At 41.8% G+C, this 26,148-nt stretch carries 24 protein-coding genes; 9 read left to right on the plus strand and 15 right to left on the minus strand.

Annotation, left to right across the window (positions count from 1 at the left end):
• Window positions 1-235: 235 nt before the first annotated feature.
• From FAY30_RS23630 to FAY30_RS23655, 6 genes are all read right to left on the minus strand, one after another.
• Window positions 236-1,702, minus strand: coding sequence for an alanine/glycine:cation symporter family protein (locus FAY30_RS23630; RefSeq protein WP_149872141.1), 1,467 nt, complete (start codon window positions 1,700-1,702; stop codon window positions 236-238).
• 143 nt (window positions 1,703-1,845) lie between these two features.
• The gene (locus tag FAY30_RS23635; RefSeq protein ID WP_149872142.1) at window positions 1,846-3,342 is read right to left on the minus strand and encodes an aldehyde dehydrogenase family protein; all 1,497 of its coding nucleotides are present in this window, start codon (window positions 3,340-3,342) and stop codon (window positions 1,846-1,848) included.
• A 20-nt stretch (window positions 3,343-3,362) separates the two neighbouring features.
• Entirely contained in the window at window positions 3,363-4,256 is an 894-nt protein-coding gene (dapA, locus tag FAY30_RS23640; protein ID WP_149872143.1) for a 4-hydroxy-tetrahydrodipicolinate synthase, read from the minus strand.
• A gap of 31 nt (window positions 4,257-4,287) precedes the next feature.
• Window positions 4,288-5,241, minus strand: a complete 954-nt coding sequence (locus tag FAY30_RS23645) for a proline racemase family protein (protein ID WP_149872144.1) — start codon at window positions 5,239-5,241, stop codon at window positions 4,288-4,290.
• Window positions 5,238-6,275: a proline racemase family protein gene (locus FAY30_RS23650; protein ID WP_149872145.1), complete on the minus strand. Its 1,038-nt coding sequence runs from the start codon at window positions 6,273-6,275 to the stop codon at window positions 5,238-5,240. The genes FAY30_RS23645 and FAY30_RS23650 overlap by 4 nt, the downstream gene beginning before the upstream one ends.
• The gene (locus FAY30_RS23655; RefSeq protein WP_149872146.1) at window positions 6,275-7,450 is read right to left on the minus strand and encodes an NAD(P)/FAD-dependent oxidoreductase; all 1,176 of its coding nucleotides are present in this window, start codon (window positions 7,448-7,450) and stop codon (window positions 6,275-6,277) included. The genes FAY30_RS23650 and FAY30_RS23655 overlap by 1 nt, the downstream gene beginning before the upstream one ends.
• A 214-nt stretch (window positions 7,451-7,664) precedes the next feature.
• Here FAY30_RS23655 and FAY30_RS23660 point away from each other — a divergent pair, with 214 nt between their 5' ends.
• The 4 genes from FAY30_RS23660 to FAY30_RS23675 all read left to right on the plus strand — a co-directional run bounded on the left by FAY30_RS23660 (window position 7,665) and on the right by FAY30_RS23675 (window position 11,192).
• Complete coding sequence (locus FAY30_RS23660; protein WP_149872844.1) at window positions 7,665-9,278, plus strand: sigma-54 interaction domain-containing protein; 1,614 nt, start codon at window positions 7,665-7,667, stop codon at window positions 9,276-9,278.
• Window positions 9,279-9,356: 78 nt separating this feature from the next.
• Window positions 9,357-9,632, plus strand: a complete 276-nt coding sequence (locus tag FAY30_RS23665; protein ID WP_149872147.1) for a (2Fe-2S)-binding protein — start codon at window positions 9,357-9,359, stop codon at window positions 9,630-9,632.
• A complete protein-coding gene (locus FAY30_RS23670) occupies window positions 9,625-9,957 on the plus strand; it encodes a (2Fe-2S)-binding protein (RefSeq protein WP_149872148.1) in 333 nt (110 codons plus the stop codon). Before FAY30_RS23665 ends, FAY30_RS23670 begins: the two co-directional genes overlap by 8 nt.
• Complete coding sequence (locus FAY30_RS23675) at window positions 9,954-11,192, plus strand: NAD(P)/FAD-dependent oxidoreductase (protein ID WP_149872149.1); 1,239 nt, start codon at window positions 9,954-9,956, stop codon at window positions 11,190-11,192. The genes FAY30_RS23670 and FAY30_RS23675 overlap by 4 nt, the downstream gene beginning before the upstream one ends.
• 187 nt (window positions 11,193-11,379) lie before the next feature.
• Here the strand turns inward: FAY30_RS23675 and FAY30_RS23680 are convergent, their stop codons facing one another.
• From FAY30_RS23680 to FAY30_RS23690, 3 genes are read right to left on the minus strand one after another with little or no spacing between them, the layout of a single operon-like run.
• Complete coding sequence (locus tag FAY30_RS23680; RefSeq protein WP_149872150.1) at window positions 11,380-12,654, minus strand: TRAP transporter large permease; 1,275 nt, start codon at window positions 12,652-12,654, stop codon at window positions 11,380-11,382.
• A 13-nt stretch (window positions 12,655-12,667) separates the two neighbouring features.
• Complete coding sequence (locus FAY30_RS23685; RefSeq protein ID WP_149872151.1) at window positions 12,668-13,249, minus strand: TRAP transporter small permease; 582 nt, start codon at window positions 13,247-13,249, stop codon at window positions 12,668-12,670.
• A 19-nt stretch (window positions 13,250-13,268) separates the two neighbouring features.
• Complete coding sequence (locus FAY30_RS23690; RefSeq protein ID WP_149872152.1) at window positions 13,269-14,270, minus strand: TRAP transporter substrate-binding protein; 1,002 nt, start codon at window positions 14,268-14,270, stop codon at window positions 13,269-13,271.
• A gap of 500 nt (window positions 14,271-14,770) precedes the next feature.
• Here FAY30_RS23690 and FAY30_RS23695 point away from each other — a divergent pair, with 500 nt between their 5' ends.
• Window positions 14,771-15,466, plus strand: a complete 696-nt coding sequence (locus FAY30_RS23695) for a FadR/GntR family transcriptional regulator (RefSeq protein ID WP_149872153.1) — start codon at window positions 14,771-14,773, stop codon at window positions 15,464-15,466.
• A 42-nt stretch (window positions 15,467-15,508) separates the two neighbouring features.
• Here FAY30_RS23695 and FAY30_RS23700 read toward each other — a convergent pair whose 3' ends face one another.
• The 4 genes from FAY30_RS23700 to FAY30_RS23715 all read right to left on the minus strand — a co-directional run bounded on the left by FAY30_RS23700 (window position 15,509) and on the right by FAY30_RS23715 (window position 19,241).
• On the minus strand, window positions 15,509-16,576 hold the full coding sequence (locus tag FAY30_RS23700; protein ID WP_149872154.1) for an Ldh family oxidoreductase: 1,068 nt from the start codon (window positions 16,574-16,576) through the stop codon (window positions 15,509-15,511).
• 88 nt (window positions 16,577-16,664) lie between these two features.
• Window positions 16,665-17,822, minus strand: a complete 1,158-nt coding sequence (locus FAY30_RS23705; protein ID WP_149872155.1) for a UxaA family hydrolase — start codon at window positions 17,820-17,822, stop codon at window positions 16,665-16,667.
• 3 nt (window positions 17,823-17,825) lie between these two features.
• Entirely contained in the window at window positions 17,826-18,170 is a 345-nt protein-coding gene (locus FAY30_RS23710; RefSeq protein ID WP_149872156.1) for a UxaA family hydrolase, read from the minus strand.
• 120 nt (window positions 18,171-18,290) lie between these two features.
• A complete protein-coding gene (locus tag FAY30_RS23715; RefSeq protein ID WP_149872157.1) occupies window positions 18,291-19,241 on the minus strand; it encodes a hydroxyacid dehydrogenase in 951 nt (316 codons plus the stop codon).
• Window positions 19,242-19,796: 555 nt separating this feature from the next.
• Here FAY30_RS23715 and FAY30_RS23720 point away from each other — a divergent pair.
• The gene (locus FAY30_RS23720) at window positions 19,797-21,002 is read left to right on the plus strand and encodes an IS256 family transposase (RefSeq protein WP_149870129.1); all 1,206 of its coding nucleotides are present in this window, start codon (window positions 19,797-19,799) and stop codon (window positions 21,000-21,002) included.
• Window positions 21,003-21,400: 398 nt separating this feature from the next.
• Here FAY30_RS23720 and FAY30_RS23725 read toward each other — a convergent pair whose 3' ends face one another.
• Both FAY30_RS23725 and FAY30_RS27900 read right to left on the minus strand, forming a co-directional pair.
• Window positions 21,401-21,928: an NUDIX hydrolase gene (locus tag FAY30_RS23725; RefSeq protein WP_149872158.1), complete on the minus strand. Its 528-nt coding sequence runs from the start codon at window positions 21,926-21,928 to the stop codon at window positions 21,401-21,403.
• 29 nt (window positions 21,929-21,957) lie between these two features.
• On the minus strand, window positions 21,958-22,089 hold the full coding sequence (locus FAY30_RS27900) for a hypothetical protein (protein WP_263315247.1): 132 nt from the start codon (window positions 22,087-22,089) through the stop codon (window positions 21,958-21,960).
• Window positions 22,090-22,396: 307 nt separating this feature from the next.
• Between FAY30_RS27900 and FAY30_RS23730 the strand changes: the two genes are divergently transcribed.
• From FAY30_RS23730 to FAY30_RS23740, 3 genes are read left to right on the plus strand one after another with little or no spacing between them, the layout of a single operon-like run.
• Entirely contained in the window at window positions 22,397-23,890 is a 1,494-nt protein-coding gene (locus FAY30_RS23730) for a spore germination protein (RefSeq protein ID WP_149872159.1), read from the plus strand.
• Window positions 23,891-23,924: 34 nt separating this feature from the next.
• Window positions 23,925-25,019, plus strand: a complete 1,095-nt coding sequence (locus FAY30_RS23735) for a GerAB/ArcD/ProY family transporter (RefSeq protein ID WP_149872160.1) — start codon at window positions 23,925-23,927, stop codon at window positions 25,017-25,019.
• Window positions 25,016-26,077 carry a Ger(x)C family spore germination protein gene (locus FAY30_RS23740; RefSeq protein WP_149872161.1) on the plus strand — a complete coding sequence of 354 codons (1,062 nt, stop codon included), beginning with the start codon at window positions 25,016-25,018 and terminating at the stop codon, window positions 26,075-26,077. The genes FAY30_RS23735 and FAY30_RS23740 overlap by 4 nt, the downstream gene beginning before the upstream one ends.
• Window positions 26,078-26,148 lie beyond the last annotated feature (71 nt).

Here is a 26,148-nt window from a genome sequence, read left to right on the forward strand (position 1 = left end):
AGCGGGATTGGATTCATTTTCACTAAAAACCTTGAGCGTATTGCATCCAATAAAAAAATGAAAAGCTCTGCGCTAGGGTGATGATTGGAAGAAAACGATTTTAGTAGACAGATCGCAATTTCACGCTTTACCACATTGAACTTTAGCTGAGTAGGGGTCTAGATAGGTAAATAGAAATGAAATTCAATAAAAAAAGGACAGGAATTAACGAATTAACCTGTCCTTCTTTAGTGGATCAGCCCACATTTTCCTTATTTTTTGAAGCACTTTCTTTCACTTTCTCCTCCCAGAAATCAGCACCTTTAATGCCGAGTTTAACAGGATCAAAGACTGGGTCTAGGCCGGCTTTCTTCTGTGCTTCATAGTCTTTAAATACTTTTAATGCTGTTCTCGATAAGAATAGAATCGCTACTAGGTTAAGCCATGCCATGCTTCCAAATCCTAAGTCACCGAGCGCCCATAATAGGGATGCGTCCTTCACACTTCCAAAATAAATCATTCCTAGGAAAATAACGAGTAAAGAAGTTTTCACCCATTTAAACTTTTTATTTCGATCAAGGTAGACAAGGGTAGTTTCAGAGATATAGTAATAGGCCATCAGGGTTGTAAAGGCAAAGAAGAAGATCGCAATCGCAACGAATAATCCGCCGAATCCAGGTATCACACTTTCAACTGCTGCCTGCGTCCACATTGGACCGGCTTCAACGCCCGGGATGTGGTCAACAATCGGCTGCTGTTTTTCTGGCGTAACGCTGTACATACCTGAAATTAGAATCATTAGAGCTGTTGCTGTACAAACAATAAGCGTGTCAATATAGACTGAAAATCCTTGGACAAGACCTTGCTTTGCCGGATGGGAAACTTCTGCTGCGGCTGAACTGTAGGTTCCTTCACCTACACCGGCAACGTTAGAGAACACCGCTCTCTTAACTCCCCAAGCAATAGCTGCACCGACAATTCCGCCAAACATCTCATTTGCCCCAAACGCACTTGTGATAATCAGCCACAGCATCCCTGGAACTTCTGAAGCATTCGCAATTAGAAGGACAAAGGTAACAATCACATATCCTAATGCCATAAAAGGAACTACCTTTTCCGCCACAGAACCGATTCGCTTTACCCCTCCAAAAATAATGATTCCAAGTAAAGCGACTAGGATAATTCCAGTAATATTTCTATTGATGCCCAATGTATTTTCAAATCCAACTGCAATGGTGTTTGACTGAATGCCTGGAACTAATATCCCGTAGCAAAGGGAAACAACGATCGCGACAAGTACCGCGAACCACCTAAGATTTAATCCTTTTTCAATAAAATAAGGTGTCCCGCCTCGGTATTGATTTCCATCCTTGATTTTATAGACCTGGGCAAGTGTTGACTCAATAAAGGCACTTGCGCCTCCTAATAATGCCATCACCCACATCCAAAAAACAGCTCCAGGACCGCCGAATGCAATAGCAGTGGCTACACCGGCAATATTTCCAATACCGACACGTCCTGCTAAAGCCATACAAAATGCCTGGAAAGAAGATACACCCGAATCCGGATTTCCCTTTTCAAAAAGAAGTTTGATCATTTCCTTAAAATATCTAATTTGTACAAAGCGTGTAATAATCGAAAAAAACAATCCAGCTCCAAGTGCAAAAAACACCAATCCAAGACTCCAAACCTTTGATACCGCCCAATTCACTATTTCTTCCATCCTAGACCTCCTCGTGTATGTCTTAAATAAATGACACCGTTTCCAATAATAGTAATATTCAGATAATATAAAATACAGGGAGACAGACCCCCTTCCCGATCCTATCCGATAGGAAACAGGGCCTGTCCCGTTATGCCTTAGACTTATTCATCCTGCTTGATGTTAACAAATACACTTTTCACTTCTGTATAGTTTTGTAGGCCATACTCTCCTCCCATTTCGCGGCCGATTCCTGATTGTTTGTAGCCGCCGAAAGGCATGGTTTCCCATTCAAGACCAAAATCATTAATCCAGACTGTACCTGATTGCAGCTTGCCCGCAATGTAGTGAGCTTTTTTGATATTTTCTGTCCATACACTTGCAGCTAAGCCGTAGTCACTATCGTTTGCCCGTTTAATGGCCTCTTCCATCGTATCGAAAACGAAAATGGACATCACTGGACCAAAGATTTCTTCGCGGGCAATCACCATATGATCTTCTACATCAGCGAAAATGGTCGGCTGGACAAAATATCCTTTTTCAAAGGCTTTTTCACCGCCAGCCACAAGGCGCGCTCCTTCTTTTTTCCCTTGTTCAATATAATGAAGAACGGTTTTTTGCTGTTTAGCTGAAACGAGCGGCCCCATTTCTGTTTCAGGATCCATACCTGGCCCAACCTTCAGGGAGTTTGCCCGCTCTGCTAAAGCTTCTACGACACGATTATAAATGTTTCGCTGTACAAATACACGTGTACAAGCGCTACAGTTTTGCCCATGATTGTACATCGTTCCGTTAAAGGCCCCTTCAATGGCTTCTTCAAGATTGGCATCTTCTAAAATAATGGCTGGTGATTTTCCGCCAAGCTCCAGCGTAACACCTTTCATTTGATCTGCAGCCTTTTTCATGACTTCTTTTCCGACAGCCGTTGAACCAGTAAAGGCGACTTTATCAACATCTTTATGCGTGATGATCGCTTCTCCTGCAATTCTTCCTGCTCCTGGCACAATATTCACAACACCATTTGGAAAACCAGCTTCTTTAAATAACTTTCCAACGTATAGAAGAGATAGCGGTGTTTCAGTTGCCGGCTTAATCACAACCGTACAGCCGACAGCAAGTGCGGATCCAAGCTTCCAGGCAGCCATGGCAAGCGGGAAATTCCATGGAATAATTTGACCTACAACTCCGACCGGCTCATGAACGGTATAGGTGACATAATCCTTCGAAATCTGGGTTGTCTTACCAAATAGTTTCGTTGCCCAGCCGGCATAATATCTAAAATGCTGAATGGTTCCATCGACGTCATCAGCGAGAGCGACTTGATAAGGTTTCCCATTATCCAATGATTCCAGCTGTGCAAGCTCTTCACGGTTCTCTTTTAAGAGATCGGCAAATTTATAGATTAGATGAGAGCGTTCGGCCGCTTCCATTTTCGTCCATCCACCCTCATCAAATGCCTTTCTTGCCGCAGCTACTGCAACGTTAATATCCTCCTCTTGCGCTTCACTTACTTCCGCAATGACCTCTTCATTTGCAGGATTAACGACGGAAAACGTTTTACCACTAATCGCCTGTACATATTCACCGTCGATATATAACCCTTTTACACCTTCTAAAAATTCCTGCACTTTTGGTTTCAATTGATAGTTTGTCGCTTGCATGTTCTCTCTCCTTCCCTATTTTAATTATTTACTGTTTCTAAACTTGCAAGAAGGCTTTTTAGCTGTTGATCTTCCTCAGGTGATAGGCCTAAACGAGGGTAACGTGCAGGGCCTCCAGCCTGGCCGGTTAATTCCATGGCTCTCTTGACAATCTGAACATACTTTCCAGATCCTTCAAGGAACGCGCAAAGCGGTAAAATACGATCATTGATGGCCCATGCTTCTTCAAGTTCGCCGTTTTGGAAATGGTTATACATGTCTGTAACAAGCTTTGGCACGATATTTCCTGCAACAGATATCCATCCAGTTGCTCCAACTAAGTAAGACTCCATGACAAGCTCTTCAGCACCGCAGAATACTTCAAAGTCTCCCTTGCCTTTTCTTGCAAGATCTCTTACCTTGCCAATTTCACCGCTTGATTCCTTAATGTGAGTGACATTTTCACAATCCTTGCCGATCTGAAGCATTAAATCTGTGCTCATATTCACGCCAGAAGTAAATGGGTTGTTATAAAGCATGATTGGCAAATGAACAGCACTGGATACTTCTTTAAAATGATGGTAGATTTCATTTTCCTTTGGCTTCATGTAATAAGGGTTAATGATGAGAGCACTATCAGCTCCATGTGCTTCAGCCTGCTTTGTATACTCGATGGTTTCTTTTGTTGTTTCAGCAGCAGTACCGACAATAACAGGGATGCGGCCGTTTATTTCCTTCATAACCGTTTCTACCATTTGGTATTTTTCTTCTTTTGATAGACTGACAAATTCACCAGTACTCCCATTGATGACGATACCTGCCACACCTTGATCCATGAAATAATGAACATTATTCTTTACTCCGCCCCAATCGATTTCTTGCTCCTGTGTCATTGGTGTGATTAATACTGGATAAGCTCCTCTAATTGTCGTCATTTTATTTTCCTCCTGTATATTTACTAGTTTTTTATTTTAATAAAAACCCTGCGGATAATGGATCTGTCGGGTCTAATACATATGTCTGCATACCCGTAATAAATCCACGGGCTGAAAAACGAAACTCGTAATCGCTTTCAATTTGTCCTGTAAGTTCTGCTGTCAATGTGCCATTAAAAATACTTTCATTTTCTATTAGGCTATCCCCAGATATATCGCCATTTCCTAATAAATAGGTGCTGCAGGCAGCTAGAGTGCCAAAGCCTGGAGAACGTACAATATAACGATCCGGACGGAATGTTACCGTTTTGATTTTGCCTTCACTTTTTTGCGAATGATCCAGCAAGATCACTCGGCTGACAGCATGTTTGCCTTCTAACGCTTCAATCGCCTTTTGTCCCCATTGTTGAATGTCAGGAAGGTTCTCCATTTCAATCTCAAATGGCAGCTCTGCTTTATCAAAAATCGCATAAAGCTGATCGGCTTGAACGAGAGCAGCCTCTGTCTGTAAATCTAAATAAGACACTGGCACATGGGTTTGTACAACCTGGCATGGCTCGCTTTTTAACTTAACTAACTTCACTTCATCGTCTTTCATATCAGCAGTAACAGGAACAACACCACGGACTGTTTCAATCCGGTATTCATTTGAAGGCTTTGCCTTTAAGTGGCCGCACTCCAGCAATGCAGTTATAACAGCAACCATTCCGCCATATTTTATTGGAAGTGTTCCGTTATGATCGAAAAAGACAACTGCTGCATCGGCACCGCTTGTAAAAGGTGGAACAACCAAACAGCCATTTAGTCCGGCAAATCCTCGGGGCTCATTTAAAAGAAGGTTGATTTCCTCCTCATAGACAAGCGAAAATTGCTCATTCAGCTCTTGTAAATTTTGATAATGAACAAATGGCGCATCCTTAATAATCCGATATGCCTCGCCTGCTACGTGTACATCGGTTGCTGTGTAAGCCTTTTGAATTTTCATTTTACATCCTCCATTTCATGTTCCATTGGGGGAATGAGTAAAAAGCCTTCTTTAAGCGGATCTTCCTCGTTATAAAAGAACCGGTGCATGCCCATTAGCCATGCTGAACCTGCGATTCTTGTCACAACAGCCTCCACACCCTGAACATCTGTTGTTTCAAGGACTCGTCCACGAAATAAAGAGCCGACAATACTCTCATGCACAAATTCTTCATCGATGCCAATCTCCTTTTTGGAATAGAGGACAGATAATTTGGCCGATGTACCTGTACCGCATGGTGAACGATCAATCCCGCCTGGAGGGACGATGACCGTATTTTTCACATCTGCTTCCTCATGGGTTGGCTCAGTGAAAAATTCAATATGGGTCAAACCGCGAATAAATGGATACTGCGGATGAACGATATCCGTTTTTTCATTAATCTTATTTCTAATTTTGATCCCTATTTCAATGATTTTTGATGCATTCTCCGGTATCAGCTCTAAGCCAACAGACCCGGCATCAATGATTCCATAGAAATTGCCGCCATAAGCAATGTCTGCATCCACGATTCCAATTCCCTCCACATCAACAGAGACACTCTTTAACAGGAAGGCAGGGACATTGCAGAAGGAAACCTCTTTTGCTTTTCCGTTCTCTACCTTAATCTCTGCCTCAACTAGGCCTGCTGGTGTATCCAGTTTGATTGAAGTAACCGGCTCTTGAACAGGGATTAGCCCAGCTTCAACTAATGCGGTACAAACACCGATTGTGTCATGGCCGCACATTGGCAAATATCCGCCAGTTTCGATATAAATCACACCGATATCTGCGTCCGGATGGCACGGATCTGTCAACAGCACACCTGACATCACATCATGTCCTCTTGGCTCATTCATCAGCAGCTTGCGAATCCAGTCATACTCCTTTTGCATATGTAGCATTTTTTCGGACATCGTTGCTCCTATTAGCTCTGGGAGTCCACTAATCAATGTCCTTGTCGGATTTCCGCCCGTGTGTGTATCAATAGTTGTAAACACTCGATTTGCCTTCATCAGCTCAACACCCTTTCCTTAAAGCGAGAAAATCTCAGCGGTTCAATCGGGATGCACGTATCCTTTTTATTAAGCATTTCCTCTATCACTTTTCCCGTTACAGCGGCAAGGCTGATTCCGTCTCCTTCATGCCCGGCTGCAATATAATAGTTTGGAATTCCCTCCACTTCTGACACGATTGGCAGATGATCCTCCGTCCATGGGCGTAAGCCTGCATAGGAACGTATGACCATCATGTCGGCCATTTTCGGATAAAATCGAATGGCGCGATTGGCAATACATTTAATAATTTCATTGTTGACCTTTGTATTAAATCCAGCAAATTCACGGCTGCTTCCAATCAGGAAGTTTTGACTCTCAGTTGGTTCGAAAACAAGGGCTACGCCGTATTTTTCAGTAATGTGATCAACCTGGCGCCTGCCGCCAAATTTGGAGATAAGATAGCCAAATTCCATCACTTTTCTTGGCCCTACAAATTCCTGGCGTGATGCGACAATGATGTGGCCTTTTCTTGGTTTAATGGGGACAGACAGATCCAGCATCTCGCCAATATATGGAGCCCATACACCTGCAGCATTTATGACATGATTCGCGGTAAACATCCCCTTAGCTGTTTCAACGGTAAAGGTACCGTCCGGCTCCGTTCGCATTCCAGTAACCTCAGTTTGTTTATGGGCTTTAGCTCCCATTTTCTTTGCACCCTCAAGAAGGTTAAAGGCAAGTAGGTATGGGTTAACGGTTGAATCTGTTGCACACTCTAAGCCGCCTAATAAATCATCTGCAAAATACTTGGAATCTTGGCGAATATCCTGACGGTCCAGCATCCTGAACGGCAAACCGGCCTCCTTCTGACGGTCAACCCACTTTTGTGCCGCTTCCATTTCCTCTTCTGTCTCACAGACAAGGATGCTCCCAGGAGCACGATAATCAAAGGGCTGTTTCAATTCTCTGCTTAATTCATCTACTAATTTCTGACTGACAAGTGACATTTGACTATCAAAGCCAGGATCTTTATCAATCGCTAGTATATTTCCGTCACAGCGGGACGAAGTACCACTGACAAATTCACCTTTTTCAATAACGGTTACCTCTCGTCCAGATTTAGACGTATAATAGGCAATGGCACATCCTATGATTCCCCCGCCTATAACCAACACGTCACAATGATGTCTCACAAAACCAACCTCCTTTCGGTTTCTTATATAATTTATTAATGCAAATTGCGTGCCAACTTTTTATAAAAGCGTAAAAACAGCAAACCCCAAACCCCTTTTGCGATTATTCCAAATATTAAATTTGCAAACGTTTGCAATTGTCTATATTTTTGATAAACTTGTGTATAAAATATTAAACAGTGTACAAAAACTTTTACATACCGAGGAGGCTGTCATGTTTGATTTGCCGTCAGTCAAAGAAATCATTGAAAATAATTTTCTCCATCTAAACCAGGTAGATCATGAAGGCACTTTAGGAAGGGCTAATTTGGATGATTCCTTCTCTGTTCTAGCTGAGCTTTGCAAGCACTACCCGGCCATTATCGTCATAGATTCAAGCGGTCAAGACCTTGGCTGCGTCACAACTGAACAAATCATTGATTTTTTGCATGATGCCTACAATCAATTAAAGGCTTTCTATGAAACTGTCATTGATACGATGGACGCCTCGGTGACAGTGATCGATGCGGATGAGCGTGTCCGCACATGGACACAAGGAGCAGAAAAAATTTTCTCCGTTAAAAAAGATGAGATTTTAGGCAAACCAATTATAGAATTCTTCGAACATCAGCATCTAGAAATCTTAGAATCATTGCACTCAGGAAAAAGAATTCGGGGAAAGCATCACCAGGCAAGATCTAATCTATTTGTTCATATAAATGCAAACCCTGTTTACTTTAATGAAAGGATTATCGGGGCAGTTGTATCGGAAACCGATGTGACAAACCAGGTTGTTCTTAATGAAAAATTATTTAATATGTCGACAGAGGTTCACCGTTTAGAACAGGAGATGGCAAAATACAGGCCTTCAGATCCCTTTAATAGCATTAAAGGGAAAAGTGCTGTGATGGAAAAAACGGTGCAAATGGCGAAAAAGGTGTGCTCTGTCCGATCGACTGTATTGATCTTAGGAGAAAGCGGGGTTGGCAAGGAGGTCTTTGCCAAATCCATTCATGAGGCAACCGAAGGGCCTGACGCACCATTTATTTCAATCAACTGCGGTGCCATTCCTGAATCATTATTTGAAAGTGAATTATTCGGCTATGAACGCGGTGCCTTTTCCGGTGCGGATCATAGAGGGAAAAAGGGAAAAATTGAACTCGCTAAAGGCGGTACTCTTTTTCTTGATGAAATTGGCGAAATGCCTTTAGACATGCAGGTCAAGATGCTTCGCGTACTTCAAGAAAGAAAATATTACAAGGTTGGCGGCGAAAAGGAAATGGAGGCTGATTTCCGGGTAATCGCCGCAACAAATAGGGATTTAAAAGAATTAATAAAAGAAGGCCAATTTCGCGAGGATTTATATTATCGGCTAAATGTCGTCAGTTTAAAAATTCCTCCATTAAGAGATCGCTGCGAAGATATCGTTGAACTGATTTATCATTTTTTAAAGGATTTTTCACTAGGCTATCAGCGGCCGATCCACCATTTTTCACAGGAAGTTATGCAAGAGATGCTTCAATATGATTGGCCGGGCAATGTCCGAGAGCTGCGTAATGTCGTTGAACGCCTTGTGGTTTTTGCGACAGATGGCGTCATTCGAAAAGATTATTTGCCATTTCATTCAGTAATAGGCTATTCAGATGGTTCTGATACTGATCTTCAGGAAAGCCCCATGGAATTGAACACGACCATTTTGCCACTTCAGGAGGAAATGGATCAACACGAGAAAAAGGTACTCGAAAAAGCATTGGCATTAACCAATGGCAACAAATTAGAATGTTCAAAAAAACTAGGGATCACCCGAGCAACCCTTTACAATCGTCTAAAACGCCTCGGCTTAAGCTAATGTAAAAATAGTTACTCCAAAGTTGGTACGATTCTTGCATTATATTTTTACATATAGCTGAAAAGGGGGGTTTTCCAAATGAATAGCAAAGAAGCACTTGTGATCTGCCGTTGTGAAGAGGTTACCTATGAACAGCTTTCCGCAACAGCAAATGAGCATCAATGCACATCCAGGGAACTAAAGCTTAGAACAAGGGCAGGAATGGGTTTTTGTGGAGGACGCACGTGCAGAGTCATGGTCGACCGGGTCATTGAAAGTATCGTACCTAATACAAATGAGGGCGAAATCCCATTAAAATATCAGCCGCCCATTCGCCCTGTAACATTTGGAACGGTAGGTGAAAATCATGACTAGAATAATAGATCATCCAGTTTTAGGAAAATTAAATGATAGAACAAAAATTCCATTCACATTTGATGGAAAAGAATATGAAGCATATGAAAATGAAACGATCGCAGCAGCTTTGCTAGCAAATGGTGTGAGAACATTGCGCGTTCATGAGGAAAGTGGAACACCACGGGGGATTTATTGCAATATCGGCCACTGTATGGAATGCCGTGTAAATGTAAATGGTCAGGCCAATGTAAGAGCCTGCTTAACTATGGTGAAGGAAAATATGGTTGTTGAAAGCGGGAAACAGCATCCTAATATTGTGAAAAGGATGGTGGAGAAACAATGATAGATGTGATCGTAATTGGAGCTGGACCAGCCGGTTTAGCTGGTGCCATATCCTGTGCTGAACACGGCTTAAACGTAACCGTCATTGATGAATTTATCAGACCAGGCGGGAGATTACTCGGTCAATTGCACCAGGAACCGTCCGGTGAATGGTGGAATGGAATAAAAGAATCAGAGCGTTTGCACAATGAAGCTCAAAAACTATCGGTAGATATCCGCTGCGGCGTTTCTGTATATAACCTTGAAAAAGACGAGGATTCATGGAATGTTCATACAAATATAGGAACACTAACAGCTCCATATGTGCTGGTAGCAACTGGTGCAGCTGAGTTTCCAATTCCTGTGCCAGGCTGGACTCTCCCAGGTGTTATGTCCATCGGGGCTGCACAGGTCATGACCAATGTTCATCGTGTCGAGATTGGCAAAAAAGGCATCATCATTGGTGCTAACATTCTAGCATTTGCGATTTTAAACGAGCTGCAATTAGCTGGAATGAATGTGGAACGCATTGTTCTGCCAGAAAAGAGCCCGCTCAGCAAAAATGCCGGAGAACCGGAGGAAGTTATGAAATCGCTTCTAAATGCGGCCCATCTTGCCCCGTCACCCATCTTACGTTTCGGTAGCCGTTTTATGAAAAATGAAGGATTACGCAAATTAGGAATGAAGTTTTTCCCTAAGAGCGGCGTTAAGGTGAATGGCACACCATTGCAGCTTAGAAAAGCAGCCCTTGAAATTCTTGGCAAGGATCAGGTAGAAGGCGTCCTCACTGCAGATATTGATGTAAATGGAAAGGTAATCAAGGGTACAGAAAAAATGTACGAAGCTGATTTCGTCTGTATCGCAGGTGGCTTGTATCCGTTAGCAGAGCTCACAGCAGTTGCCGGCTGCCCATTCCAATACGTTCCAGAACTTGGTGGACATGTTCCACATCATTCTGAAAAAATGGAAACTCCACTTGAAGGATTATTTGTTGCAGGCAATATCACTGGCATCGAAAGCGGAAAAATTGCTATGGCCCAAGGAACAACAGCCGGTATTTCGATTGCCAAGCACGCAGGGAAAGGCGGTGCGAACATCAACGTAAAGCTTGAGCAGGCAATGAAGAACGTTCATACCGTCCGCGAGAACGCTGCCATCCAATTCAACCCTGAAATTGCAAACGGACGCAGGGAAATGTATGAACTTTGGGACAAGCTATATGAGAACGAACAGGATTCTTTACAGAAGATAGGATGATAAAACTAGCCGATTGGCGAGCCCGTTGGGGCGGTTCATGAGGCGTAGTTGCACTTATACTTTCTTACCAGCCCAGCCAAGAACTGCAGCCAAAATGACTGCAGTTCTGTAGTTAGGACACTTGAAAAAGGTATTTTTTATATACTAACCCCTAATAACGAAGCACAAGAACAAGCTACCCTGCGCTTTACACCCAAAACATCGATAGTGCCGGGAAGTAGGTAATAATCAATAAATCGATGACCATGACAACAATAAATGGTGCAACCGATCGAACCAGTTTATCATAAGAAACGTCGGCGATGCCTTTTACAACAAAGAGGTCTAACCCAACTGGCGGTGTGATTAATCCGATGGATAGATTCACGACCATGATCAGGCCAAAGAAGATCGGGTCAATTCCTGCTGCTAAGGCAATTGGCAGCAATAATGGTGTTAAGATAGTAATCGCAGCAGATGCGTTTAAGAAACAGCCTGCGATAAAGAAGATAACCGTGAACATAAGCAGGATCAGATAACGATTATCAGAGAAGCCCGTTACAAGGTTGACAAGCAGCTGCGGGATTTGTTCCGCGGTCAGCAGCCAGCCAAATAGGTTAGCGGCTGCAATAATAAATACCACCATCGCCGTCATTTTTCCCGCTTTAATAAACGCTTCAGGAATGTCCTTCCAATCCATATCCTTATAGACAAATTTATTGATAATAAAGGCATACGCAGCTGCTACTGCTCCAGCCTCCGTCGGAGTAAAAATTCCACCCCGGATGCCAAAGATAATAATTAATGGAAGAATCAACGCTAATATCCCTTCAAAAAAGGTCTTTTTAAATGAAGCGAATTCAAACTTCGTGTTCTCTTGAGAATAGTTATTCTTTTTCGTCAGCCAATAGTTTAACATCATAATTGACACACCAATTAATATCCCAGGGACAATCCCGGCTGTAAACAAGTCACCAATCGACACGCCAGCGGTTACTCCATAAACAATCATAGGAATCGAAGGTGGAATGACCACAGCGATGGTCCCGGCACTTGCTACCGTGGCAGCGGCAAATCCCTTATCATATCCCTTTTTCTCCATCATTGGGATCATCATCTTCCCAACAGCAGCTGTATCTGCAGCACCCGATCCCGAAATACCCGCGAAAAACATACTGGTTAACGTCGAAACCTGGGCTAAACCGGCACGTACCCAGCCGACAGACGCAAAAGCAAATCCCGCAATCCTTTGCCCCATACTGCCGGACATCATGAATTCACCCGTTAGCATAAAAAATGGAATAGCTAGAAGCGGAAATGAATCTACAGAGGTGATGAGTCTTTGTGGAACGACTTCTAAAGGAATATAATAGATGCTGGTCAAAAAGCCGGAAATAGATGCTAATATTAACGAAATCGCAATCGGAACACCTAGAAACATTAGTAAAAACAGGACAACCAGGACAATAATTGCTACCGTCATTTATATTCCTCCTTCATGATCCTAAATCGGGATTCTCTTTTGCCGTGACTGCCTGAACCAACTCAGCCTTTTCTTCTTTTTCAACTACCAAACCAAGAATATTCACAATAGAATGGATGAGACAGATAAGAGAACAGACGAATACCGCTCCATAAATCAAGGTCATATTCAGTCCCATTGAAGGGGATATTTGCTGGCTGGTAAATTTCAAGATGCTCCAGCCATACACGATTAAAAATAGAAAGACAGCGGAGTTGATGACTTCGACGAGGACTTGCAGCTTACCTTTCCATTTTTCAGGTAAATAATGAAGTAAAATTTCCACTTGAGCGTGTTCTTTGCTCTTGTAGACCATTCCAATGCCTAAAAAAACAATCCAGACAAACAAATAGCGGATCAGCTCTTCAATCCAGCTTAAATTAAATACGGAAAAGTCAACCATCGGGAGCATATTTTGTATTAAGGAACTCTGTAACACGAATCGGGAAAAAACTTGATAAACAGTAGACACGAAAGCAATAACGAAAAATAAAATTAAGAGCATTTGACTGGCTCTATTAACCTTTTTACTCATTTCCGTCATAAACCCTTTCATTTATAGCACCCCCACACGCTTATTTTAAGCTTTCTATTTTATCCAGCAGATCTTTTCCAATGGAATCTTCGAATTCTTTGTATACTGGTTTCACCGCTTCTCTAAAGGAGTCTAAATCAGGGTTTTCTTCTATTTGGATATCAGTTTTCTTCAGGTCTTCTAACAGCTTACTCTCATCTTCTAAAGCGGATTTTCTTTCAAATTGGATCGCTTCTTCAGAGGCCTCTGTTATCACTTTTTGCAGATCTTTTGGCAGCGTATCAAAGGTTGTTTTACTCATGATAAAAACAGCTGCATCATAATTATGATGGGTTAACGTCAGGTACTTTTGAACTTCATTAAATTTGTTCAGGTAAATCTGTGCAAGCGGGTTTTCCTGCCCATCTACCACATGCTGCTCAAGCGCTGTATAAAGCTCTCCGAACGGTACGGGCACTGGAGTCGATTTTAGAGCTTTAACGAAGGAAATATAGGGCGGCGATTCCTGAACCCTGATTTTCATACTAGCTGCATCGTCAGCCGTTTTAATCGGCCTTACATTATTGGTCATATGTCTCCAGCCGTTTTCCATAAAGCCTAAATTCATTAGCCCTCTATTCGCCAAATCAGCTCCGAGCTCCTTGCCGATTTCACCATCGAGAACCTTAAATGCATGCTCACGGCTCTCAAATAAATAGGGTAGATTAAGTACATTGAACTTCGGGGCAAAATTGGTGACCGGAGCGACGGAACCGATGTGAAAATGAATCGACCCGATTTGAGCTCCTTCAATCTGGTCCCTCCCGTTTCCTAACTGGCTGCTTGGAAAAATATCAATTTGAATTCTTCCATTTGACTTTTTCTCCACAAGCTCTTTAAATTTTTGAGCCCCTTTATGGTATGGATGTGTTTCTGTCTGCAAATGTCCAAGACGTAAAACATACTCTGCATCTGTTTTCTTACTATTCGCTACACTAGAACAGCCACTCATCATAAATAAACAGGTTAAAACTATAAGAATGAAGACAGACCACTTTTTCATTTTCAAACCTCCCTGCCAATTTGTAAGCCCTTTCATATTTTACAAAACACCCTAGACACTCGGTTATCTCTAGCTACTATGTACTCCTCCTTTCTGTTTATGGTTCAGTCACCCAACCACTAAATTCATTATATTTCAATTTTCAAAAAAATCAAATATTTTTTTGTCCAATTAAATAAATTTATTGCTTAGTTACAATAAAAATGGTTTAATAAAATAAATTGGTTGGGTCACCTAACCATTTATTTTCCATAACGAAACTGCAAATTGAAGACTACTTAGGCAGGCTTTCTTTTTACAAAAAAGTAGTATTTTAGCTGTAAACGACGAAGCTTTGAATAGATACAATACTATAAATATTTCTATCTCCTTAAGTGAAATAACTCATTTACAAGCTATTTACGTAATGTTTAAATAAAGGTTGAGCCACTAGGAGAAATTTACTATTTTTTTAAAAGAGAAGCCGTCATTGAATTGTAGCGGAGGGGGTTGGAGGTCAAATGGAATTTAATAGAAAAGGGATTTCTGAACAAGTAGCAGACAGTATTAAGAAAAAGATCCATGCAGGAGAATACGAAGTAGGCGAACGGATCCCAGGGGAAAGAGAGATGGGGATAGAGCTTTCCGTGAGCAGAAATACGGTGAGGGAAGCCTATAAAATCCTTGAAGCGTACGGATACTTACAAGTGAAGCATGGAACAGGTGTATTTGTGGCGTCGCCGGAACATCAAATCCAAAAGATGACGGAAGCATTTTTTGTTTCAACTGAACAGATCAAGGACTTTTTCTCCGTCCGAAAAATCCTCGAGGAATGGACAGTAAAGTGGGCCATTGAAAATGCGAATGAAGAACAATGGATCGAATTGGAACAAATCGTGAATGAAGCAAATGAAATGGTTAAAGGCAAAGTAGATTATAAGCGTTTAGCGGAATTAGACCATAAATTTCATATCACTTTAGCGAATAACTCAAACAATGTAGTCCTAATTGGCATCATGAATTATTTAATCGATTTATTGTCAGAATCCAGGAATAAAGCCATTCAAATTCCTGGTCGTGCCTTACAATCCGTCCAAGAACATACGAAAGTTTTACAAGCAATTAAACAAAAGAATCCAGATTTAGCACAGCAATGCATGAAGGAACACTTGGAAAGCGTCGAGCGTTCCATTACCGAAAATGCGGTAACCGAATAATGAAGAAGGCTGTTCTGAACGATTTAGAACAGCCTTTTCCTTTTATACTTTTTCTACTGATAGTGGCTTGGGAAACGGGATTTTATAATCGTCGCCAATACTAGTTAATTCCTTTTCCACACTGGACGATAACTCAATTCCTTCTACCTGGCGCCGCTCCCTGTCCCTCTTTCTTCTTTCTCCTGGGTATCTGATTTCATCTGTTCCCGGTGCCTTTGGGACTTCCTTCATCTCTGTTAATAGATTTTCAAGCGAGGTAAAAAAGGTAGATAAGTGCATAAACTTTTCGATATCCAGCAAGATGAAGAAATGGCCTACATTTGCGCTTTCGGTTTCAGCATCATGATAAATATTTTTCACATGTGGACCAAAGGCAGCTCCGGAAAGAATACCCGTTAGGATTTCTACAGCTAAAGCTAAAGCTGATCCCTTCGCGCCGCCTAATGGCAACACAGAACCTCTTAATGCCGCTTCCGCATCATTCGTTGGAAGACCGTCTTCATCAATGGCCCATCCATCCGGAATCGGATTTCCCTGCTTTGCTGCTAAAATGATTTTCCCTCTGGCAGCAATGCTAGTGGATAAATCAATAATCACTGGCTGATCGTTCCCGGTAGGAAATCCAAATGCAATCGGGTTCGTTCCGAAAAAGGCATTCTTCCCGCCCCAAGGAGCAATACCCGGCGGAGAATTGGTGAATCCGATACAGGCGAGATTTTGCTCACAGGCCAGTTGACAAAAATAAGACGCGGTGCCAAAATGATTGCTATTTTTAATCGCGATGGCCGTCATCCCGCTTTGTTTCGCCATTTCTCCCCCCTTTAAGATCGCATGATAACTGACCACATGGCCAAGACCATTAGCTCCATCAACAAGTAAAACAGATGGGGTTTGCTCCGTCATTTTGATGTCGGGATTCACATTAATACGATGATCATTAAACCGTTTCACATAAATGGGAAGGCGGCTGATTCCGTGGCTGTCAACCCCTTCCAGGTTCGCTTTGACTAAAGAATCAGCGGCCACAGAGGCATTCGCATGATTCATGCCCACTTTGATTAGTACATTTTCACAGAACCTCTTAAGATCGGATTCACTGTAGATACTCATTGGTAAACTCCTCATCATAAATTATTAAAAAAAAGCCTCCATCAAAAAGCGAACTCCCTACGCATTACCATGTGTAGGGAGGTGAGTTTTAAGCACTGCGATATAATTTTGTCATAACAAATTCGCGATGGCCTAAAGCCTCAGCACTAGTAAGACGTCCATTTACCGTACGACAAATCATTTCCATTAATTGATCTCCAGCTTCTTCAAGTGAAATATTGCGGGACAGCAAGCCCTGCACATCCACATCAATATGTTCACTCATCGTGGCAGCAGTGATGGGATTAGCCGTAATTTTCACCACCGGTTCAATAGGGTTGCCAATAATATTTCCTTGACCTGTAGGGAATAAGTGAAGCACCGCTCCTCCGGCTGCCATGAGGGTAATACATTCTGCTGCTGCGGAAGATGTATCCATGAAGTAAAGCCCAGGTCCATTCTCTGGTTTGTCGGCAGGATCCAGGACCCCAATGACTTCCTTCGATCCTGTTTTTGCAATATTCCCCAATGCTTTTTCTTCGATGGTCGACAAGCCTCCGGCGATATTCCCTTGAGTCGGCTGCGAGCCTAATAAATCAACACCTTTAGACTCAATTTCGCCAACATAGTCATCATAGATAGCCATGAATCGGTCACGCAGTTCCGGTGTGGCCATCCGATCACCGATTAAATGCTCGCCGCCTGTTAGTTCAGAGGTTTCCCCAAAGAATACAGTAGCGCCTGCATCTACTAAACGATCAACAGCTTGAGACACGGTTGGACATGAACCTAGGCCTGTCGTCGTATCTGACTCACCGCACTTAATACTCACCGTTAATTCCTTTAATTCAATTGGCACTCTTTGCAGCTCAGTGGCCCATTGAACATACTCCTTCGCCTTCCAAGATGCCGCACGGACCGTTTCTAAATCACCATTTCCTTCGATAGAAAAATAGGATACTGGTTTACCAGTTTCGGCAATTCCATCAGCGATTTTCTTCGCCCAATTTTCTTCAATCCCAATGACGACAACGGCTGCTACGTTAGGGTTAGAACCCGTTCCAATCATCGTTCTAAAATGCAAATCTAAGTCTGGACCATACTGAAGTCTGCCGTATGCATGTGGAAGAGCAAGCGTCCCTTGCACTTGTCTTGCAACAGCTTCACAAGCTGCATTAGAAATATCATCTACCGGTAAAATAATCACATGATTCCGAATGCCGACCTTACCATTTTCCCTGCGATAACCAAAAAGCTGTTGACTCATTTTCTACCACCTCGCCGTTTTAATGTTGTGGGTATGAACGTAATCGCCGATTTCCCACTTGTCTGTTGTTAAACCAACCTGAACGCCATATTTTAAAACTGGTTCCCCTGCTTCTAAATTAACGAGGGAAATTTTGTGACCTAAAGGAATATCCCCTTTAGCTGTTACAACAACATCGGAATTATCATCCATATAAATCCCGACTACTTTTTCCCCTTCTTGAATGGGACTTGTAGCAACACCTACATGATCGCCGCGATGATGGATTAAAAACTTGTGAGTGACTACATTTCCAGCTGCCTCTGACTGCTTTTCCGTAACAGTACTTGCGTGACTATTGTTACTCATTTGAAAGCCTCCTTTTGACGGTTGAGTTGTGGTTGAGTGACCCAACCACTTTCTATATACTTATTAAATCATCAAATTACGGGATAGTCAACATCAATATTTAAATTTTCAAAATATTTTTTATATAGTGCATAAGGAGCGTTCGCCTTTTACTATTTTCACTACTTCTTTTGCTACTAATAATGAGGTTCTGATTTGAGATTCATCGGTGAGTCCTGCAATATGGGGTGTGATTATGGCAGTTTCGCAGGCTAAAAGTTGATTAGATTGTGAGATAGGCTCTATTTCAAGTACGTCCAAAAAGGCCCCGGCAATTGTATGATTATGTAAAGCAGCCGCCAGTGCGGATTCCTTTATAATACCTCCTCTAGAGGTATTTATAATAAATGCAGTAGGCTTCATTTTTTTGAGTTCTGATTCCGAAATGAAATAATGCGTCGCTGGTGTCAACGGAACATGTAAGGAAATGAAATCGGCAGCTGTTAAAAGGTCTTCCAGGGATTCTATTAGCTGAACACCCGATTCTGAAACAATATGGTCGTACTCGGTGATAAACGGGTCATAGCCAATTACCTTCATGCCAAAAGCATGTGCCCGCTTCGCGACACGATGAGAGATTTCTCCCAGTCCAATTAATCCAAGTGTTTTGTTAGCGATCTCGCCGCCGGTAAACCTTTTACGGTTCCAATTCCCCGCCCTAATATCTTGATTTGCTAAGGAAAGCGGCCGATTCGCGTCTAACATGGCAGCTAACACATATTCTGCAACGGAAGTAGCATTGGCATGCCGGCCATAAACTACTTGAATGAGGCGTTTTTTCGCTGCCGCGATATCAATGTTATCCATTCCAACTCCCAAACGGCCGACTACCTTTAAGCGGATTCCGGCATCTAACAGTTCCTGATCCACCTTTGTTTGGTTCCGAACAATAATGGCATCATAATCTTTGACCATATCAAGCAGCTTTTCACGGTTTTCCCAGAGACCTTCATCATAATGCACGTCAAACCCATGTCGTTCCAGTTCATCAATTCCTTCATTCCAGATTAATTCTGTTATCAAGGCTTTCATAAAAAGGCTCCCTCCTTCTTGTCGAAGTTGGCTCAGTGACCCAACCACTATAAGAATATTAAATCACCCCTATTCCTTTTGGTCAATAGGTTTTAAGCAAGACTGATTGATTTAATGAATTTATCAAACCAGACGGTCTGGTTTTTCATAAGAGGCATTGGCTTCATTTTCTATCATATCGCAGGGCGTTATGCATCCAATAAGGCACATTGGCTTCATTTCCAATAAAATCGAGAGGCGATATGCATCCAATAAGGGACATTGGCTTCATTTTCTATCATATCGAGGGGCGATATGCATCCAATAAGGCACATTGGCTTCATTTTCTATCATATCGTAGGGCGATATACAAGCAATAGGAGGCATTGGCTTCATTTTCTATCATATCGAGGGGCGATATGCATCCAATAAGGGGCATTGGCTTCATTTTCTTTCATATCGTGGGGCGATATGCATCCAATAAGGGGCATTGGCTTCATTTTCTATCATATCGAGGGAGAACGTCTAAAATTTTGTGTAAATGGTTATACTTGCCAACTAAGGAGATGATCATTTATGCAAAATTTTGGGGATATGACGATTAAGGAATTGGCTAGCCAATGTGAAACCGTGGATGATATTCAAGCCATGATTAAGGGCCTCTTTAAGGAAACTCTACAACAGGTTTTTGAAGCTGAAATCGAGAATCACCTCGGATATGCAAAAAATGACGTAAGAGGGAATAACTCGGGAAATAGTCGCAACGGGTTTAAATCGAAGACGATTAAATCCAAGTTTGGTGAGACTAAATTAAGCATCCCAAGGGATCGTAATGGAACATATGAACCTCAAATTATTAAAAATTACGAAACCTCAATCAATGGTTTAGAGGATCAAATTATTGCTCTTTATTCCAAAGGAGTGTCAACGAGGGACATCGAAGCACATATGAAGGATATTTACGGTATTGACGTTTCACCAAGCTTGGTGAGTAAGGTGACTGATAAAGTTTTACCCATGGTTGTTGAATGGCAGACCCGTCTACTAGACCCTGTTTATCCGATTGTGTTTTTAGATGCCATCCATTTCAAGGTGAAACATGAAAATAGGATCATCAGTAAAGCTGCTTACACGGTATTAGGCATCAATTCGGAAGGTGTTAAGGACATTCTTGGCATTTGGATTGGCGAAAACGAGAGTGCAAGTTTTTGGTTGAATGTGTGCCAGGAGTTAAAAAGTCGTGGTGTCCAGGACATCTTAATTGCCTGTAAGGACGGGCTTTCTGGCTTCTCTGAGGCAATCAACGCGGCCTATCCAAAGACCACTATTCAGTCGTGTGTTATTCATGAATTACGTAATAATGTTAAGTATGTTCCAAATAAAGACCGTAAGGCCGTTATGGATGATTTAAAGAAAGTCTATAAGGCTGTTACTCTTGAAAAGGCTGAAATTGCCTTTGACGAATTTAAGGGGACATGGGGCAAAAAATACCCTGCTGTTGTGAAATCTTGGGAGGCTAATTGGCTCGAACTTACTGCCTTCTTCTCGTACCCTGTAGAGATTAGGAAACTAATCTATACCACGAACACGATAGAAGCCTTCCATAGACAATTGAGAAAAGTCACGAAAACCAAGACCGCTTATCCTACCGACAATGCACTCAAAAAGATTGTATATCTGGCTACAGTGGGTGTTACGGATAAATGGACTAATCCTATTCCGGGTTGGATAGAATGTAGACAACAGTTTGAGATTATGTTTGAAGGGCGGCTTGGGAAGTAATTCTGTAAGTTACCCTTTATAGAGTTAGGGCTACGCCCTAAGGGTTTATCGCTTTTGTTCTCCCAAAAGGAAAAAGAGAGGAAAATTCCCCTCTCCTTTTGTACAGAACCCTATTAGGTGCTCGGGTTGCTCCCCAGCATTGCCCTATCCCCCTAGTAGGTAAGAACATTGTAATGTCAGTATAGTCTAAAATAAGGTAATTCAACCATTTACACAAAATAATTTACATTCCCTATCGAGGGGCGATATGCATCCAATAAAGGTCATTGCCTTCATCTGAATACGAAAATGAAGCAAGGCAGCCAACCGGGCCCTTGCTTCCTCTAGCAGTACCGCCCTAATTTCTCCCCTTAAAAACTGGTTTTAAAAATAGCGGTTGCAGAAAACTTCCCTCTAAATTAATCCGTCTTAAATTTATATCGTAAAACTGCCGCAAGACCGGCGCCATGCTTAAAATCGCCATTACTGATTAAATCCTTCAATTCCTGCATCGTAACAGTATGTAATTCAATCTGTTCACTGTTTTCTAATTTTTGCTGGGTTGGAGTTAAGCCAGCCGCAGCATATAAAAAGATCTCCTCCGTCGTCGATCCGGCAGAAGGGTAAAAGCTTCCTAAATCTAGCCAATGCTCAGCCACATAGCCCGTCTCTTCCTCAAGCTCTTTTTTCGCGACCTCAAGCGGCGAGATGCCATCGCCATCGATCATCCCGGCAGGTAATTCCCATTCCCAGCTCTTTACCGCATGACGGTATTGTTTCAAACAAACTACTTCATGATTTTCCGTGATGGGCAGGATGCAGACACCCCTTGTAATATTTAAATAGGAAAATGTCTTTTCCTCACCATTAGGAAGAACGACCTGATCAATTGTGACCCCATATCGATCCACCTGTTTTTTACTAGAATTAGTAATCTTCCAAACCATTTTCCTCACCTCATTTTTTTAAAAAGTGTTTATGTCTCTGTCACAGCACTGTCTGCAAGTAATAAGGCTCCGATCATGCCGACATCATAAGCCAGACCAACCGCACAAACAAACTTCGTTCCGCCTTCCTTAATTGCACCTAACTTTTCAACACCCCCCAAAATAAATAGAAACCTCTATCTGATTTTAAATCAATTTGAACGCGAATAACAATCGTGAGCTTGAGGACACAATCTTCGAAAAGGCAACGACTTTATTATTTATAAATTTGATGTTTAATGAGCGAATTTTACACCCTAATGGGCGAATTTCGATGTTTAATGAGCGAATTTTTCCCTTCAATGAGCGAATCCGAGAAAGAAGCTATCTTCGACATAAATCGGAGGTACGTGCCAGTGGCACCTTCTATTCATAGTTCTTCCAATTAAGGTAACAATAATGGTAACCCGAAATAGATGGTGATGATGCATGAAAAGATGGTTGAAACCAAAGAGCGAACCAGTACATAGTGAAAAACAAGACTGGACACAAACAATTGCAAAATCGCAGGACTTTAAAAAAGCCTTTTATGATCATCCAAAAACAAATATACGGTTTTGCCTTACATTTATAACGACACTAGTGGATGATGAAATCGTGCAGCAGGGGATCCTTTCTCCTTTACTAGAAGGAGAATTTCAGTCGATTGCTGATCTAAAGAAAATCGTCCCACTTGAAGATGTTCAACTCTGTGAGGATCCTTCCAAAATTGAAGATACATTATGTCAGGGCTATGTGCTGCTGTCCCTTGAAACAGAGGAAAAGCGTTTTGCTTTTATTGCGGCCAAAAAGGAAAAGACCCGTCCTGTCACATCACCTGAAGTAGAGATTTCTGTTATTGGACCAAAAGAAGCCTTTGTCGAATCCATGGAGACCAATGTAAACTTAATCAGAAAAAGATTGCCGATCAAAGAGTTAATAGTGGAAGAGTTCACCATTGGCAGTCTATCGAAAACAAAGATTGCCGTCCTACATATTGAAGGGATTACGAATCAGGAGAATGTCAATACCGTCAGACAGCGTTTGAAGGGTGTTGAATTTGATGCCATTACGGATAGTTCTTATCTCGTACAACTGATTGCCGATAACTCGAATTCACCCTTTCCGCAGTTTTTAGATACAGAAAGGCCGGACAGAGTCGCGGCGGTTTTAGCCGAAGGAAAGGTAGCCATTTGTGTAGACGGTTCGCCGAGTGTGTTGCTTACGCCGACTACAATTGTTAATTTTTTCAGTGCCTTTGAAGATTATTATTTAAATTGGATGATTGCTTCCTTTTTCAGATTGCTGAGGGTGTTTGCCGTCGCCTTTTCCATCTTGGTAACCCCGCTTTATGTGGCAGTGCTTACTTATCATTATGAAATTATTCCCCATGATTTATTAGGCACATTAATTTCATCAAGGAGGATTGTTCCCTTTCCCCCAGTTCTGGAGGCTTTGTTCTTGGAATTGACGATTGAATTGTTACGGGAGGCGGGGGCGAGGCTGCCAACAAAGGTAGGGCAAACCATTGGGATCGTGGGAGGAATCGTGATTGGGACGGCATCGGTTGAAGCCGGCCTTACAAGTAATGTTCTTCTCATTCTGATTGCCCTTGCAGCACTTTCTTCCTTTACAACACCCATCTATAAAATGGGCAATACCATCCGGATCCTTCGCTTTCCTTTTTTGTTTTTTGCACACTTATGGGGACTGCTTGGGATTGTATTTTGTTTTTGTATTTTACTGACTCATTTAATTCGGCTTACTTCTCTTGGCAGGCCGTTTTTAGAGCCCTTTTATCCGCCCAGGGTGTCAGATTTAAAGGATTCCCTCATCCGATTACCTTTTATAGAACTGGCAATGAGGCCGCAATTTTTAAAAACAGAAAATCCTTACCGCTATAGTAATAAAAAGGTAAGGAGGAAAAAGGATATTGAGGAATGAATAATGGACAAGGAATAAATAGGGAGGTGAACCGATGAGAAATGAGCAAACCATTCCTGACAGGCTGAAAATCTCCCCTTTCTTGATTTTTTACGCAATTATGGCCATGCAGCTCGGACTCGGTACCTTTGACTTTCAGCGCAGAATTGCCAAACATGCCGGCTATGATGCCTGGATTTCAATCCTGTTTGCCGGTTTATGTCTTCATATAATTCTTTGGATGATGTATAAAATTGCTGAAGCTGTTAACGGAGATTTGGTGACGGCCCATACGTATGTAGCAGGGAATTTTCTCGGGAAGGTACTCAGTTTTCCGCTTATTGGCTATTTCCTTTTGCATTCTTTAGCTACTCTTCGTACATTCATTGAAATCATTCAAATTTGGATGTTTCCGGAATTAAACATTTTCTGGTTCACCTTCTTCTTTTTAGTGCTTTGTATGTATATTGTATTCGGCGGACTCAGAACAATCGTTGGAATCGCCTTTTTCTCCCTTGTTCTTCCGTCCTACTTACTGTTAACGTTCAGCTTCAATTTACCCTATTCTAACTTTGAAAGTCTACTGCCTATTTGGGACCATTCTGTAACGGATTTGCTAAAGGGCTCTTTTCAGATGACCCTTTCTATTATCGGCTTTGAAATCGTGCTGTTTCTATACCCGTTTATAAAGGATCCGCAAAAATCGAAAAAATGGGCTCATATGGCTGTCCTTACGACCACACTGCTATTGACGATTTTTGCGATTATCACGTTTGCCTATTTCTCAGAAGTGCAGCTGCAAAAGGCATTATGGCCGACTTTGTCAATGTGGAAAATTGTAAAGCTATCCTTTGTCGATCGCTTTGAATTCATCGGAATTGCCAACTGGAATTTAATTATCCTTCCGAATGTTTGTATCTCGATCTGGATTGGCTCCAGGCTCATCAAAAGGATCTTTCCTATCAACCAGAAAAAAGGGGTGTATATGTTCATGATCGCCCATTTAGCTGCTATTAATTTCATTCACACACGGGAACAGATTGACCTCTTAAATCGGATTGTGGCGGAAATAGGGTTTGCTTTTACGATGCTGTACATTCCTTTATTATTCATTACCGTCCAGATTGCGAAGAGGGTGAAGCAGAAATGACAAGACTGATCTTATGTGTATTCTTACTAATTCCTCTGTCAGGATGTATTGAAAAAAAAATCATTGATGATATTAATATCATCACTGGTGTCGGTTTCGACCAATCAGGCGGTCAAATGATTGGCACGTTTTTAACACAAAATTTCAAGCCTGATAAAAGTATTATCAATCAAACCTTTACCTCAAAAGCGACTTTAAGAAGAGATCTTTTAATAAAGGCGAATAAACAATCGCCCCAGCCTCTTGTTACCGGCGGTTTGGCCATAACGGTGATTGGGGAGGAGCTCGGAAAACGCGGCATTAAAGATATATTGGATGTATATCAAAGGGATGTATCCATCGGAGCCAGAAACTTTTTTGCCACCGCTGAAGGGAAAGCGGAGACTATTTTAAAAGGAGAGTATGGAACAATCGGAAGTGGGAATCATTTGTACAATCTTCTCGATAACAATATAAAGAGTAAAGATTTACCTAAAATGAATCTCCAATTGTTATTGCGTGATTATTATCAAAAAGGAAAAGATATTTATCTTCCCAGATTAAAGAAAACCAGTGCTACCCAAGTTGAAATCAGCGGGCTTAGCCTGTTTAAAGAGGATAAAGTGGTAACCGACATTCCGATTGAAAAACTGTTTTTCTTCAAGCTGCTGGTAGACAAATACAGTAAGGGGAATTTTTCAATTCCGAAGGAAACGGATGCGAAGGCATCCATTAGAAGCATCCAATCCAAACATATTTTTAAAATAGCAGAAAATAACCCCTCCCACTTGACCATTCAGATTAAAATCAAGGGAGCCGTCCAAGAATATACAGGAAAGAAACTGGTAACAAAGGATATAAAAAAGATTCAGAAAGAGTTAGAAAAGGAAGTGGAAAAGGAATGCTTACAGCTAGTCAAGCAATTCCAGCAACAAAACATCGACCCGATTGGATTAGGCCACTTCTATAAAAGCAGGAATCGGGGGTTTGATTATAAAAAATGGGAAGCCGATTATCAAAATCTGCAGGTGAAAATCATCTGCCACGTCGTAATTGAAGGGACAAGCATTATCAGTTAGAAACCAAAGGGACGTTTCGTGGTCTTTTCCTTTAAGAAAAGACCGCAGATCCGTCCCCCTGGCACCTGGCA

Origin of the sequence: Bacillus sp. S3, from assembly GCF_005154805.1 — a bacterium.
Taxonomy (GTDB): domain Bacteria; phylum Bacillota; class Bacilli; order Bacillales; family Cytobacillaceae; genus Neobacillus.

What these genes read in the sequence shown, in the direction of transcription:
- FAY30_RS23645 (WP_149872144.1), bottom strand. Translation starts at nt 5,241, where the DNA reads ATGAAAATTCAAAAGGCTTACACAGCAACCGATGTACACGTAGCAGGC.
- FAY30_RS23720 (WP_149870129.1), top strand. Translation starts at nt 19,797, where the DNA reads ATGCAAAATTTTGGGGATATGACGATTAAGGAATTGGCTAGCCAATGT.
- FAY30_RS23700 (WP_149872154.1), bottom strand. Translation starts at nt 16,576, where the DNA reads ATGAGTATCTACAGTGAATCCGATCTTAAGAGGTTCTGTGAAAATGTA.
- FAY30_RS23735 (WP_149872160.1), top strand. Translation starts at nt 23,925, where the DNA reads ATGAGAAATGAGCAAACCATTCCTGACAGGCTGAAAATCTCCCCTTTC.
- FAY30_RS23665 (WP_149872147.1), top strand. Translation starts at nt 9,357, where the DNA reads ATGAATAGCAAAGAAGCACTTGTGATCTGCCGTTGTGAAGAGGTTACC.
- FAY30_RS23635 (WP_149872142.1), bottom strand. Translation starts at nt 3,342, where the DNA reads ATGCAAGCGACAAACTATCAATTGAAACCAAAAGTGCAGGAATTTTTA.
- FAY30_RS23705 (WP_149872155.1), bottom strand. Translation starts at nt 17,822, where the DNA reads ATGAGTCAACAGCTTTTTGGTTATCGCAGGGAAAATGGTAAGGTCGGC.
- FAY30_RS23690 (WP_149872152.1), bottom strand. Translation starts at nt 14,270, where the DNA reads ATGAAAAAGTGGTCTGTCTTCATTCTTATAGTTTTAACCTGTTTATTT.
- FAY30_RS23695 (WP_149872153.1), top strand. Translation starts at nt 14,771, where the DNA reads ATGGAATTTAATAGAAAAGGGATTTCTGAACAAGTAGCAGACAGTATT.
- FAY30_RS23730 (WP_149872159.1), top strand. Translation starts at nt 22,397, where the DNA reads ATGAAAAGATGGTTGAAACCAAAGAGCGAACCAGTACATAGTGAAAAA.
- FAY30_RS23725 (WP_149872158.1), bottom strand. Translation starts at nt 21,928, where the DNA reads ATGGTTTGGAAGATTACTAATTCTAGTAAAAAACAGGTGGATCGATAT.
- FAY30_RS23660 (WP_149872844.1), top strand. Translation starts at nt 7,665, where the DNA reads ATGTTTGATTTGCCGTCAGTCAAAGAAATCATTGAAAATAATTTTCTC.
- FAY30_RS23740 (WP_149872161.1), top strand. Translation starts at nt 25,016, where the DNA reads ATGACAAGACTGATCTTATGTGTATTCTTACTAATTCCTCTGTCAGGA.
- FAY30_RS23670 (WP_149872148.1), top strand. Translation starts at nt 9,625, where the DNA reads ATGACTAGAATAATAGATCATCCAGTTTTAGGAAAATTAAATGATAGA.
- FAY30_RS23715 (WP_149872157.1), bottom strand. Translation starts at nt 19,241, where the DNA reads ATGAAAGCCTTGATAACAGAATTAATCTGGAATGAAGGAATTGATGAA.
- FAY30_RS23675 (WP_149872149.1), top strand. Translation starts at nt 9,954, where the DNA reads ATGATAGATGTGATCGTAATTGGAGCTGGACCAGCCGGTTTAGCTGGT.
- FAY30_RS23680 (WP_149872150.1), bottom strand. Translation starts at nt 12,654, where the DNA reads ATGACGGTAGCAATTATTGTCCTGGTTGTCCTGTTTTTACTAATGTTT.
- FAY30_RS23630 (WP_149872141.1), bottom strand. Translation starts at nt 1,702, where the DNA reads ATGGAAGAAATAGTGAATTGGGCGGTATCAAAGGTTTGGAGTCTTGGA.
- dapA (WP_149872143.1), bottom strand. Translation starts at nt 4,256, where the DNA reads ATGACGACAATTAGAGGAGCTTATCCAGTATTAATCACACCAATGACA.
- FAY30_RS23685 (WP_149872151.1), bottom strand. Translation starts at nt 13,249, where the DNA reads ATGAAAGGGTTTATGACGGAAATGAGTAAAAAGGTTAATAGAGCCAGT.
- FAY30_RS23650 (WP_149872145.1), bottom strand. Translation starts at nt 6,275, where the DNA reads ATGAAGGCAAATCGAGTGTTTACAACTATTGATACACACACGGGCGGA.
- FAY30_RS23710 (WP_149872156.1), bottom strand. Translation starts at nt 18,170, where the DNA reads ATGAGTAACAATAGTCACGCAAGTACTGTTACGGAAAAGCAGTCAGAG.